Annotated in this window: 10 protein-coding genes and 1 riboswitch; all 10 genes read right to left on the bottom strand. The window is 52.2% G+C overall.

The features are described 5' to 3' along the window. Position 1: 1 nt before the first annotated feature. The 10 genes from JSS75_04925 to JSS75_04880 all read right to left on the bottom strand — a co-directional run bounded on the left by JSS75_04925 (position 2) and on the right by JSS75_04880 (position 13,648). Positions 2–1,552 (bottom strand): NADH-quinone oxidoreductase subunit M, encoded by a 1,551-nt coding sequence (locus tag JSS75_04925; GenBank protein ID MBS1903027.1) that lies wholly within the window; start codon positions 1,550–1,552, stop codon positions 2–4. A gap of 3 nt (positions 1,553–1,555) precedes the next feature. Next, the gene (gene nuoL, locus JSS75_04920; protein MBS1903026.1) at positions 1,556–3,472 is read right to left on the bottom strand and encodes an NADH-quinone oxidoreductase subunit L; all 1,917 of its coding nucleotides are present in this window, start codon (positions 3,470–3,472) and stop codon (positions 1,556–1,558) included. Next, positions 3,473–3,775: an NADH-quinone oxidoreductase subunit NuoK gene (gene nuoK, locus JSS75_04915; GenBank protein ID MBS1903025.1), complete on the bottom strand. Its 303-nt coding sequence runs from the start codon at positions 3,773–3,775 to the stop codon at positions 3,473–3,475. 4 nt (positions 3,776–3,779) lie between these two features. Then, on the bottom strand, positions 3,780–4,289 hold the full coding sequence (locus tag JSS75_04910; protein ID MBS1903024.1) for an NADH-quinone oxidoreductase subunit J: 510 nt from the start codon (positions 4,287–4,289) through the stop codon (positions 3,780–3,782). A gap of 15 nt (positions 4,290–4,304) precedes the next feature. Further along, positions 4,305–5,651: an asparagine--tRNA ligase gene (gene asnS, locus JSS75_04905; GenBank protein ID MBS1903023.1), complete on the bottom strand. Its 1,347-nt coding sequence runs from the start codon at positions 5,649–5,651 to the stop codon at positions 4,305–4,307. Between the two features lie 67 nt (positions 5,652–5,718). Further along, positions 5,719–7,068: a signal recognition particle protein gene (ffh, locus tag JSS75_04900; protein MBS1903022.1), complete on the bottom strand. Its 1,350-nt coding sequence runs from the start codon at positions 7,066–7,068 to the stop codon at positions 5,719–5,721. A gap of 93 nt (positions 7,069–7,161) precedes the next feature. After that, on the bottom strand, positions 7,162–8,589 hold the full coding sequence (locus JSS75_04895) for a sodium:solute symporter family protein (protein ID MBS1903021.1): 1,428 nt from the start codon (positions 8,587–8,589) through the stop codon (positions 7,162–7,164). Continuing rightward, positions 8,589–9,248 carry a thiamine diphosphokinase gene (locus tag JSS75_04890; GenBank protein MBS1903020.1) on the bottom strand — a complete coding sequence of 220 codons (660 nt, stop codon included), beginning with the start codon at positions 9,246–9,248 and terminating at the stop codon, positions 8,589–8,591. Before JSS75_04890 ends, JSS75_04895 begins: the two co-directional genes overlap by 1 nt. After that, complete coding sequence (locus JSS75_04885) at positions 9,245–11,539, bottom strand: TonB-dependent receptor plug domain-containing protein (protein ID MBS1903019.1); 2,295 nt, start codon at positions 11,537–11,539, stop codon at positions 9,245–9,247. The genes JSS75_04890 and JSS75_04885 overlap by 4 nt, the downstream gene beginning before the upstream one ends. An 84-nt stretch (positions 11,540–11,623) precedes the next feature. Next, positions 11,624–11,720: riboswitch (TPP riboswitch) on the bottom strand. 35 nt (positions 11,721–11,755) lie between these two features. Continuing rightward, the gene (locus JSS75_04880) at positions 11,756–13,648 is read right to left on the bottom strand and encodes a T9SS type A sorting domain-containing protein (protein ID MBS1903018.1); all 1,893 of its coding nucleotides are present in this window, start codon (positions 13,646–13,648) and stop codon (positions 11,756–11,758) included. Positions 13,649–13,673 lie beyond the last annotated feature (25 nt).

Raw genomic sequence — 13,673 nt, 5'->3', positions numbered from 1 at the left:
ACTATTTCACGATCACCTTCGGGTTCACAACCTGATAGTCGTTGGTCTTCTCGGGCTGAACACCGAGCAAAGAGTTCGACAGTGCATTGATGCTCGTCTCGCTGGTGCGCATGAACTGCATCGGTCGGACTCCGATCCAGATCATGAATACGACGAGCGGCACAAGTGACACTATCTCACGCGTCGAAAGGTCTTTCAGCGAACGATTCGCTTCGTGCGTCACCGGGCCGAGCATGAAGCGCTGGTACATCCACAGTAGATATACTGCAGCGAGAATGACACCGGTAGAACTGAAGATCGAGTACACCCATGAGTGCAGTACCGGCGATTGGAACGCCCCCATTAGTGTCAGGTATTCACCTACGAAGCCGTTGAGTCCCGGCAGACCAACGCTCGAAAGCATAGCGATCGCGAAGAAGACTGCAAAGAGCGGCGTGATCTTTGCTACTCCGCCATACTCACTGATGGCCCGGGTATGCTTCCGCTCGTACATCATGCCGAACATCATGAAGAGCATGCCTGTCGAGAGTCCGTGGTTCACCATTTGGATCACCGCTCCCTGCAGACCTTCCCGAGTCATCGAGAAGATACCCAGCACGATGAACCCCATGTGCGTAACGGACGAGTACGCGATCAGCTTCTTGATATCCGTCTGGACGATCGCGACGAGAGCACCGTAGATGATACCAACGACCGCCAGTACCGCAAGGACAGACGCATTGTTCGCACTTGCCTGAGGGAAAAGCCCGAGGTTGAATCGGATCAGGCCGTATGTACCCATCTTCAGAAGAACGCCGGCCAAAATGACCGAGCCGATCGTCGGAGCCTCGACGTGAGCATCGGGCAACCACGTGTGCACCGGGAAGAGTGGCACTTTGATCGCGAACGATGCTGCAAACGCCCAGAAGAGGTAGTTCTGAACATCGAGCGGAAGTTGGTGGCTGATCGCAGTCAGCTTCACGAGGTCTGTAGTGAACGTCCCGCCAACCTTCGCGGCTTCGAGTCCGAGCCAGATGATAGCCACGAGCATGAAGAGCGATCCCGCAAGCGTGTAGATAAAGAATTTGACCGCTGCATAGATACGACGCTCCCCTCCCCAAACGCCGATGATGAAGTACATCGGAATGAGGATGAGCTCCCAGAAGATGTAGAAGAGGAAGAGATCAAGTGAACAAAAAACGCCGATCATGCCTGCTTCGAGCAGCAGCAAGAGCGCCATCAGGTTCGATACTTTCTTCGACTGCGAATTCCACGTACCGATGAGCGCAATGACCATCAGGAAGGTTGTCAGCAACACGAGAAGCATTGACATTCCGTCGAGCCCGACGAAATAGCTCAGACGGATGTTGCCGATCGCCACCCAATCAAGCTTCTCCTGGAATTGATAGCCGAGCGCCCTCGGGTCGAACTGGAAATAGGCAACGAGCGAAACAACGAACGCGACGACGGAAACCCCGAGCGTAAAGATCTTCGCAGCGTTATCGTTCTTCACGAAGTGAAGCAACGCCGCGCCGGTTAGTGGAATGAGGATGAGTAGTGAGATCATTCCCATGGCCTAGAACATCAGAATATAACCGATCAAGGCGAAGATGCCGATGACGATCACCATGGCATAGTTCTGGACGAGTCCGTTCTGTAAACGGCGCAAGATCCCACTGAGCATGCCGGTGACGGCAGCCGCCCCGTTGACAATACCATCGATGATCTTCACATCCACGATCTTGTACAGGAAGCTATTGGAAAGACCGAATGTCGGTTTCACGACAGCACTTTCGTAGAGCTTGTCCACATAGAACTTGTTCGAAGCAATCTTATAGAAGCCGCCGATCTTCCGCTCATTCTCGGCCAGCGTGGTCTTACTCTTGTAGTAACGCGTTGCCAGGAGAATACCAACAACGGCAATGCCGACCGACACAGCCATCAATGGGATCTCCATCCCCTCTCCGTGGACACCGGCGTGGGCAGCTGCGAGCTGCTCACCTGCGCCGAGCACCGGCTCGAGCCAGCGGTGCAGTGTTTCACCGCCTCCGAGGATCTCCGGAACGCCGAGGAATCCGCCAAGAATCGACAGCGCCGCGAGCACGATAAGTGGGATGTACATTGCCGCCCCAACTTCATGCGGCGGATGGTGATGTGCGTCGAAGCGCTCCTTGCCGAAGAAAGTCAGGTATACAAGGCGGAACATATAGAACGCCGTCATCAACGCGCCGAGGGCACCAAGTACCCACAGCAGCACACTACCTTGCGAGAACGCTTTCCACAATATCTCGTCCTTCGAGAAGAACCCTGCGAATGGCGGGATACCCGCGATCGCGATGGTAGCAATGAGAAATGTCCAATACGTGATCGGCAGATATTTCTTCAAGCCTCCCATCTTCTGCATATCCTGTTCGTGGTGCATCGCATGGATGACAGCGCCCGAACCGAGGAAGAGACAAGCCTTAAAGAACGCATGGGTCAAGACGTGGAACACGCCCGCCGAAAACGCACCAACGCCGAGCCCGAGGAACATATAGCCAAGCTGCGACACCGTGGAGTACGCAAGTACTTTCTTGATGTCGTTCTGGAAGATGCCGATCATTGCGGCAAGGAGTGCCGTACAGATCGCAACAACTGCGACAACACTAAGTGTCGCGGGTGAGAGCGCGAACAAGATGTTTGACCGAGCGACAAGATAGATACCGCTCGTAACCATCGTCGCCGCATGGATAAGTGCTGAAACCGGTGTCGGACCCGCCATGGCGTCAGGCAGCCATACAAAAAGCGGGATCTGCGCACTCTTACCGGTACAGCCCAAGAAGAGCATCATCGTGATAGCCGTAATGGCCGTTGAGCTACCCATGCTCAACGCTCCGTTCGCGACGTCTTGATAATTCAGCGTGCCGAACGTCACGAGCATGATACCCATTGCAACCAGGAAGCCAAAGTCGCCGATACGGTTTACGATGAACGCCTTCTTCGCGGCATCCCCATTCTTCACTTCCTCGTACCAGAAACCGATGAGCAAGTAGCTGCACAGTCCGACGCCTTCCCAGCCGAGGAACGTTAGGAGATAGTTATCTGCCATGACGAGCTGGAGCATCATGACGATAAAGAGGTTCAGATAGGTAAAGAACCGCGCGTAGCCCGGGTCACCTTTCATGTACCCCATCGAGTACAGATGGATCAGCGCCCCTACGCCCGTGATCACCAGAACGAAGATGATAGAAAGTTGGTCGATGAGGTAGCTAATCCCGACGTTGACCTTCCCCACGGAGATCCAGTCCATTACCGTGACCTTCAGGACACGGTGTTCTTCGGTCGCTCCGACCATGTTAAAGAACACCATGCACGCAACGACAAAGCTAGCGGTGACCGCCAGCGTAGCGATGACGCCGGCGATGGGGTTCGTCTTGTACTTCCATCCAAAGAGCCCATTGATGGCAAAGCCAAGCAGCGGGAACAGGACGATATATGGGATCAACTCGTTCACTTATCCCTTGAGCAGATTGAGCGTGTCAACTTCCGTCGAAGCCTTATTGCGATAGATCGCAATGACGATCGCCAGACCAACGGCAGCCTCCGCGGCGGCCACTGTCATCACAAAGAAGACGAGGACCTGACCGGAATGGTCGCCAAGGAATTGCGAAAATGCGATGAGCGTAAGGTTCACCGCGTTGAGCATGAGTTCGACACACATGAAAATGATGATCGCATTGCGACGGAAGAAGACGCCGGCTGCGCCGATCGCGAACAAGGCCGCGGAAACGAGCAGGTAGTTCGTAAGTGACGTCATGGCGTTAACGAAGCTTCTTCTTGGCTAAGACGATCGCACCGACGGCCGAGACGATCAGGATCACCGAGGCCATCTCGAACGGGAATGCGAAACTTGAGTAAAGCGACATGCCGACCGATTCGACGGTCCCGAGCTCCGCCGCCTTTGCGCTTATCGCTGGGGGCAGACCGTTGCTATTGGCGAAAATGATCGCGGCGATCTGTGCGAAAATGGCGATGACCCCAAGGGTTCCAATGAGCGCCTTGCGATCTGTGCCAAGGGTCAAGCGCTCTTCCTTGAGATTGAGCAGCATGATCACGAACAGCACTAACACCATGATAGCACCGGCGTACACCGCGACTTGCACGATGGCGAGGAATTGTGCCTGCAGTGTCAGGTAGAGACCAGCTAGGAAGCAGAACGTCATCACAAGTGAGAGCGCGCTCGAAACGGCGCTTTTGCGCGTGACCATCAACAGGGCCGATACGATCGCCCCCGCCGACAACACCCAGAATACGATCTCTCCCCAGTTCAAGGTGAATCGAAAGTTTTATGGCCAAATACGCGAGATCGTCCGAGGGAACGGGATCGTCTCTCTGACGTGCTCGATGCCGCAGATCCATGCAACCGTCCGCTCGACGCCGAGGCCGAAGCCGGCGTGAGGCACACTGCCGTACTTACGAAGATCGAGATACCAGGCGAACGCCTCAAGCGGCAGATCATGCGACTTGATACGCTCGACGAGTGTCTCATAATCGTCCTCACGCTGCGAACCGCCGATGATCTCGCCGTACCCTTCCGGCGCGAGCATGTCCATCGCGAGCGCCTTGTCCGGTTCGTTCGGATCGCGCTTCATATAGAACGCCTTTACTGCTGCCGGGTAGTGATGGACGATGACGGGACGGTCGAAGCGTGACGAGATCACCGACTCATCGGGTGCGCCGAAGTCATCGCCGTATACAAACTCTTTGTGTCCCGAGGCGAATCGCTCGGCCTTCTCTTCCGGCGACATCGATCCCCAGTAGTCGGCAAGGATCTTCGCTGCTTCATCATAGTGAAGCTTTGGGAATGGTGCTTTGATGTTCTCGAGCTTGCTGAGATCGCGCTCGAGCGCCGCGAGTTCTTCCTTGCGATTGGCAAGTACGCGCTGGACAATGTAGGAAACGAATTCCTCGGCAAGCTCCATATCACCCTGCAGGTCCATAAACGCTACCTCAGGCTCGACCATCCAAAACTCGGTGAGATGTCGACGGGTCTTTGACTTTTCTGCACGGAACGTCGGACCGAAGACGTACACCTTTCCGAGCGCCATCGCGCCGGCCTCGCCATAAAGCTGGCCCGACTGTGTCAAATAGGCGTTACCCTCATCGAAGTACTCAAGCTCGAATAGCGTACTTGTCCCTTCGGCGGCATTCGGGGTGAGGATCGGTGCATCGAGCAGGTTGAAACCGCGCTCATCGAAGAAGTCGCGGATCGCGTGCACCACTTCGTGGCGGATCTTCTGGATGGCATGCTGGCGCTTCGAACGAAGCCACAGGTGCCTGTTCCCCATCAAGAACTCGATACCGTGCTCTTTCGGGCTGATCGGATATTCATTCGCGATCTGGAAGATCTCGATGCTCTTGGTAAAGAGCTCAACGCCGCCCGGAGCCTTGGCAGATTCTTGTACCGTGCCGGTCACAGCGAGGGACGATTCTTGTGTTAGCTTGTCGTACGCCCCGAATGTCGCGTCATCGACAGCGTTCTTCATAACAACGCACTGGCAGATGCCCGTACCGTCACGAAGTTCTAAGAACTGGATCTTCCCGCTCGACCGCTTATTATAGAGCCATCCGCGAAGGGTTACGTCCTTGCCGATGTGCTGCTTCAGATCCTCTATGTAAATTTCCTGGCGCAAAATACGTCTTAGCGAATAATATCGAATTATAGACTACAAATATACGACTGCAAGCTCGTTCGCTCCGCTAATTTGCGGGCGGCACGGGCATGTTCGCCATCATATCTTTCATCTGTTTCGATACTTTGCCGTTCGAGAAGCGCTTCATCATCTTCTGCATTTCGGTGAACTGCTTCACCAGACGGTTCACTTCCTGAACGGTTGTGCCAGAGCCTTTTGCGATGCGCTCACGACGGGAGGCATTGAGCACCTGCGGGTAACGGCGCTCGTCTTTAGTCATCGATGTAATAATCGCCTCGATACGATTGAACGACTTATCGTCGATGTCGGCATCCTTAAGTGCCGATGTATTCACTCCTGGAATATAGGCAAGGAGGTCTTTAATTGACCCCATCTTTTTGATCTGGCCAAGTTGCTCTCGGAAATCGTCGAGCGTAAACTCGTTCTTGCGAAGTTTTTCTTCGACCTTCGCTGCATCTTCTTCGGAGATTTGTGCCTGTGCTTTTTCGACGAGGGTGACGATATCACCCATGCCGAGTATACGCGAGGCCATACGTTCGGGGTGGAAGTGCTCGAGTGCGTCGAGTTTTTCACCGGTTGAAATAAATTTGATCGGTTCCTGTACGACCGAACGGATCGAAAGCGCTGCGCCGCCTCGGGCGTCGCCGTCGAGCTTCGTGAGGACAACACCGTCGAATGCCAGACGATCATGGAATGCTTTGGCCGTCGTTACTGCATCCTGGCCCGTCATGGAGTCGCAGACGAAGAGGATTTCGTGCGGTTTGATCGCAGACTTAATGTCCGCGACCTCTTTCATCATCTGCTCGTCGACCGTCAGGCGGCCTGCAGTATCGACGATAACGACGTCGAAGCCTTTCGAACGTGCTTCGCGTAATCCGTCCTCAGCGATACGGACGGCGTTTTTCTCTCCAGGGATCGTAAAGACGGGTACATCGATCGACGTACCGAGTAACTGCAACTGTTCGATAGCGGCCGGACGATAGATATCTGCCGCAACGAGCATCGCACGTTTGTTCTTCCCCTTCAGGTAATTCGCAAACTTTGCAGTGAAGGTCGTCTTACCCGAACCTTGCAGACCACAGACCATCACAATGGTCGGAAGCTCCGCCGAATATCTGATATCGACCGCTGAACCGCCCATGATGGCGATTAGCTCATCATAGAGGATCTTGATGAACTGCTGTTCGGGACTAACCGACTTCAGTACTTCGGCGCCAAGGGCACGAGACTGGACATCGTCGATAAACTTCTTCGCAACTTTATAGTTAACGTCGGCATCGAGCAACGCACGGCGGACATCCCGCACTGCATCCTGGACGTTTCCTTCGGAGAGGCGGGCCTGACCTCGGATTTTCTTATATAAGCCCTCAAACTTCGAACTAAGCTCTTCAAACATAGCTGGTCAACGGTATTTGGCGCGAATGAAACAGCGGGATGGGGGCCTTTGTGCCCCCAGGCGGGATTTTGTGCGCACTCCCAAACAATGGCTTCAAGCCACCTTCATACGACGAAATATCTTTCCCGCCACCGGCACTGCACTGAAGAACAACCCGACATACATCGGCTCGATACCACCTACGTATATTGGATTGATTGAATCACCTCGCACAATGCCAATACCATAGGCCGCCAACGCCATTAACCCACCGAGGATAATGGACCATTCAGCCGCTTTCACCGAAGGGCGAAGCTTTGGGAAGTAGCTCAGTGTCAGCGGAAACAGAAGCATGGGCACGAGGACCGATGCGAAGGAATACCAGATCATGTAAATACGCTCCGAGACCGAAATGACAACTACGGAGATAAGCGCCGTAACCACAAGTCCGACACGAGTGTAGTATTTCACACGATCTTCGTTTCCACGCCCCCAGATACGCCAGAGGATATCGCGACCGACAATCGTCGCGCTCATGAAGAAGAACGAGTCCACGGTAGAAAGTACCGTAGCAAGCATTCCGGCATAGAATGCCCCCTTTAGTCCCATCGGTAATACCGCTTCGGCTAGAGCAGGATATGCAAATTTGCTGGCAGCAAGGTGCGGAAATGCAGAGCGCGCGTAGAGTCCGGCGATATTCGTCATCGCATCGAAGAAAAGCCAGAACACAACGGAAATAAGCATTCCATTTCTCGCGACCTTCACACTGCGTGCAGCGAATACACGTTGATGGACGTTCGGATCGGTCAACGTGGACAGCGCGGCAATGTACCAAACGAGTACGTACCAAATGCTGAACGAACCGAAGGGTGCTTTATGAGTAGCCGGAAGATGAGCGTCTAAGTATGATAAACCACCATACGTACCAACGGCATACGGAATGATGACAACAAACCCGGCAAACATCACAATAAACTGGAGGATATCCGTCCGGATCGATGCTCGAAAACCACCGTTGAATAAGTATGAGATGGAAGTCACAATCGCGATCGTAACCCCCAACCAGTAATTAAATCCGAAGAACCACTGGTAGAGTGTTGCAAGCATCATGATATATGCTGCAGGACTAGTCATGAATACCGTGGCTGCAGCGCCAAGATAGCCCGCTCGCTCACCATAGAGCGCACGCATTCGATCCGGTATTGAAAGATGAACGCGGTCAGAGTTAACTCGTTTTGCAAGTATGATGGCAAATATGATTGCAGCTACGTAGTATGGAATGCCAAATACGATCCATGTGACGATCCCATTGTCGTATACATATTCCCCAACAGCCAGAATACCACCATACCATGTAGAGACGAGCGTTGCTACAAAAGCAGGAAGCGTCAGTGTACGTCCGGCCAGCAGAAATTCTTCCTCTTCGGATACCTTCTTTCGTTTGAATCGTCGAAACGAAACAAACCCGACTGTGGCATTTGCAACTACATAAAAGATGATGATTGCAAGGTCAATCGGTGCTAACTGCGGGAGGGTGTTCATTAGAAGTTCGTATATGGCATCGAAACCAACAGTGCGCCTTCGGTGATTGACACATGTGCTCCCTCGTGACCATCGACATAATTACTGAGCCCTTCCTGTTGACCAAAACGCATTTCTGCACGTGTTATCGGATAGTATAGTCCGTTTGTTGTCACGCCAAGTGCATGTGGAAGCGGAGTGAGAGAAATAATAGAACCATTAGACTGCGACAGGTGCAATGCAGGATAGCGCTTTGTCAAGAGACGATGTTCCTGGTGATCATCGAGAATGCGGAGACTCCTGAATCGATCACGAAAACGAACGAGCACGCTAAGATTGGTGAGTGTATGATCGGTACGTCGGCCATGCATTCCGAGAATCAGTAGGTCATCGCCGACTTCCTGCTCAAGAATGTAGTGAAGCGCCTTCTCGAAATCGTTCGAATATTGGTCAGCAACAGTAATGATCCGAGTCGAGCTGAAGTGCTCGCGGGCTTCATGGTCAATACTATCCAGATCCCCAATAATGAGATGGAGTGGCAGCTTGAGCTGCTTCGCAGTTCGAGCTGCGCCGTCCGTCGCAGCAATATAGATCGCATTCGCAGCGGCATACTCCGCAAGCCGCACTGACGGCGACTCTCCATCAAGCAGCAGAACGATATGTCCGCCAGTCTCGCTCACAGACCTAGTTCGATCGATACGAATCCGTTGCGTGGCGCTGCAACAAAGAATCCGGCATCGGCAAGAACATAACTCGTATAGAGTCGGTCGAATAGATTATTGATTTGTCCGCGGATTGTCAGATGATCGGCACCGAATATCTTGTCGAGACGATACGAAAGTGTAAGATCGCAGACCGAGTACGCATTGTTACGGAAATAATCCGTATTCTCGATGTCACCGTACATCTGTCCCACATATCGTCCGCTGAGCGTGACTTGAAGGTTTTTGAACGGTGTAATGATCGCCGAAACATTTGCAATTATCGAAGGGAATCCAATCGGGGTCTTTCCTACCACACTGGAGGTATCGGAATAGCTATCGAATTGCTTAATCTCATTATGACTCAATGTCATGTTTGCTTTTATAGCAAATGCATCGGAATATTGTAATCCGGCTTCGAGTTCGAGGCCATAGTGTAAGACCTTTTCCGCATTTGCTACGATGCTATTCCCAAAAAGGTCGGCCTGGTTAGTCTTCAGTAATTCGTCGGTAAACGGCATGTAGTATCCTGTCGCTTTCCCGGTAAACTTCCAAGATTCGTCAAGATCGAGATCAAGTGCGCGCAGACCTACCTCGATATCGATCAAATGCTCAGGCTTCACTTTAGGGCTTGAAAAATCAAACGTACTGTCAGCCTTCTTGTTGAAGTTCGGAAGCTTGAGCGATTCCGCACTATAGTAATCAGACAGGCGCGGTTCACGCGAAGTATAGCTCGCGCTCACGAAGGCCGTCGCATTATCCGAGAGGTTTACATTGATTCCTGCTCTGGGGTTTGCAAAGAAGAGCGGTACATCGAATGAAGTAGAATGAAATCCGGCCGTTAATCCTTCTGCCGCAGCATGTATAGAATCGAGATAGATCGGCTGCTCGTTATAATAGTGGTACGTTTGCCCGATGAGCTGTACGCTCGCTGACAGATTGATGTCCTTGTTTAAACCGTACCGTTCAGCCAGATATCCAGAAAAGATATCCTTTCCGCCGTTGTATTCGTAGTAATGATAATTCACTGGAAGATTCTGAGGTAGTTTCTCCGCATAGAGTACTTGCCCCCAATGGTTGGAGCGATGAATTCGGATCTCGCCACCAAGAGTAAACATTCCATCGTCATGCGAAAACTCGAGTCTCGGCAACCATCCGATCTGTTTATTCCCCACCCATGCACGGGTCAGTTCGTTGCCAAGACTGCTATCGTTGATCCCTGCGAATCCATACCGCTCCCCATACACTTGCGTAAGATGGTAGGCCTCGCTATTCGAGCCGCCGAATACATAGGGCCATGTTCCGTCGAAATCGAAGAATCCCTCTCCTTGCACGTAGAAGAGCGAATTAAAGAGCGTTAGGTGGTCGTCCAGTTTGTATGACGATAGCATTTCATAATGCGGCTGCGAGAACGACTCCTGTTCGTTGGCGCGTCGCTCGGAAAGACCGGTCTCGGTAGGATTATACTTGCGAAGGTTACGGTCAACGAAGTTTGAACGTGCATCGTCGGCAGGATAAATACCATAATAACCAAGCCCGTCGTTGATTGGCCCTCCATAGAAGTTAAACTGAAGTGTCGAACGTTCGTCGATGCGAGCAAGCGATACATAATATGATTTCGTATCGAAGAATGCGTGATCGCGATATCCATCGGTATGCATCTGCGAGAGTTTCGTTGATACGAGATATTTCCCGTCGATCAAACCGGAATTTGCAACCAGTCCAATTTTCGAAGTACCGTAACTGCCGCCCATTGCGCTGAAGCTGAACTGCCGATCGGCCGACGGAAACGTTTCGATGTTGATGGAACCACCGATCGCCGGCGGGCCATAGAATGCAGATCCGGCACCACGCTGGATCTCAACGTTCGAGCTGAAACTTGCCAGATCTGGCATGTCAACCCAATACACCGAGTGATCTTCCGGATCGTTTTGCGGAATGCCGTTAACGAGGATCGACTCACGACGCGAATCGAAGCCACGAATATTTACATAGCTATATCCAATATCGGTACCGCTCTCAGTGTAGGTAACCATCGAAGGGAGCATCCGCAACAGGTTCGGAAGTTCTTTGAACGTTGCTCCCTGCTCAAGCTCTTGGCGTCGAACGGTTGTTACAGGAACAGGCGTTTTTCCTTCGACCGCCGGAAACCCGGTGACGATCACCTCTTTTTGTTCAATGTGGCGCAACGTATCCGATTTCGGTGCCGTCTGTGCGAACAGCGGTGCAGCGGTTGCGAGTAACCAAGCGGTGAGTACGAGCGTGCGCATATACTAGCGTAAAATGAAAAATCCGTTCGCAGATCCGGGGTTCTTCCGGCGTATGGAACGGAACACGATTACACTGGGGAATATGCGTAAACTGTTTCGTTTCCCTACGCCGGTATAATCCGGATCAGGTGTTGAGGGTCTTATCTCAGTCCGCCAGTAGCGGACACCCCTAACGATCCGGTTCTACAACTCCGAGAAAACCGTTATGGTTCGTTATTACTTCGCCACGACCATGCGTTTTGTAACAATGGTGCGAGGAGTTTTTACTTTGTAAAAATAGATGCCACCCGGCCACATTGTTGCATCCACTTCAAGAGAATGTTTCCCGACTGCAAGTTTGTCATTAAGCAGAACTCCGACTTCTCTTCCCATGATATCATACACAGTGACTGTTACAACACATGCGCGTGCGAGACGAAAGTTAATTATTGTCTTTGGGTTGAACGGATTCGGCTTGTTTTGTTCAACGAATACGTCACGATTGCCACCGTATTCGAGCTTAACCGGCTGGGTATACCCCATCACCGAATCCCGTTCGCCGATCAGGGCGAGGCGATAGGACAATTCTATATCTCTTCCTATTGATGGGAGTGTTTCGACAGCAGAATAATTCGCACGTGAGACAATCGCATGGTCTTTTTCTTGAGCGGAGATCGACTGCTTTGCTTTTACATCGAGTGTTTTCTCGTAATCGCCGAATGAGGCGATCCTACGCTGCAGTTCATAACGCTTTACACCGATCTCACTTGTTGCAAGCCAGGAAAAAGTTACCTTTGTAGCATTCGCCTGTTCCACAGAAAGAACAGCATGATCGGTGAGCACCGGAGACGAAGACTCGCCGATGGATGCGCCGGAGTCAAGTTGAAAATAGATCGGTACACGCACAAGGCTTACGATAGAGTCATTCTGATGAATAACTTTGCGCAGCGCAACGCTCGAACGTGCGGTTTGACCAAAGTCTTCAAAGTGAAATAATCCGAAGAGAGAAGCAACAGTGTCGCGAACTAGAATGGTAGGGGCCGCATTCGTGATTTCGACACCAGTACGAAGTGACAGTTCGTCGACGTAGAAGCGATTGACACCGGAAGCATTACCGATATCGAACCTACGAAGTCCCGACAAATCCGTTGACGAAGTTAGCGTGTCGCGCTCCTTACCATCGACCTCGATCGTTATTATGCCAAATGCGTCGTGGGTGCAGGTCAGATAGTGCCATGCACCATCCGTTATCGGTACTGCAACGCTAATGATCGTATCATCCGACGAGTGGACTTCATGTGAATAGAATGTCAGATCGCCTAATGCATCGGTTGCCAACCATGCACCACGGCCAGCTCCGTTGAGAACCCAATGGAAAATACCTTGCAACGGTTCGGTGCTCCGGTACCAACACGACAGAGTAAACTCTTGCGCAAAAAGCGACGGCAGCACTGCGGAATCCGTTTCGAGCATCGCGGTTGCACCATGGTTGCCATGGAGTGTAAGCGCCCGTGACGTCTTTTCCCATCCCGTTACGATACGGATATTCCGTGAGTATTCTTTTGTGTCGGCGTCGGCGAACGTAAAGTCTTCTCCGAGATCGGGGGCAACCACTTTCCAAGTTGTACTTGCGGAAGGTTTGCGTCGTTTTGGTTGCTTCTTCTTGGATGTTTCCTTGGGTGGGGTGACAGAAAGATCGGCACGTTCCACCAAACACGCCTGTACCTTCAGGGTTGCGGCTTTCAGCGGCGCTCGAAAACGGAAGAAGTACGCAACGGCATTGAAGTGGTTGGAGTACATGGTAGTGTGGTCTTCATACGCGACGACGGCGTGTCCACGCTCACGAGTAAACATCGATGCTACACTTGGGTACCACTCAAGCGATACAGTATCCGCTCCATCTTCATCCGCCGCGTAAGCTCCGAGAAATTTGAATCCATCGGAGTACTGCACCGCAATAGCACGCTCAACCCCGTGTTCGAGGGCCGACGCGGTAATACGCACGCAGAAATCTTCGCCCGCCGGGATTTCGGCAGGAGCAAGTACTGTGCCCAGACGGCCTTGTGCGGACGCTGTTTGGGCCACGACAAACAATACTATGACTACGAGAAAAAGCGCGCCGCGACGCATAGTGATAATAAACGAAAATGCCCCA

The sequence above is a fragment of the Bacteroidota bacterium genome, assembly GCA_018266755.1.
In the GTDB taxonomy this organism is placed as follows: domain Bacteria; phylum Bacteroidota; class Ignavibacteria; order Palsa-1295; family Palsa-1295; genus JAFDZW01.
This window is presented reverse-complemented; position numbering and strand designations above follow the sequence as displayed.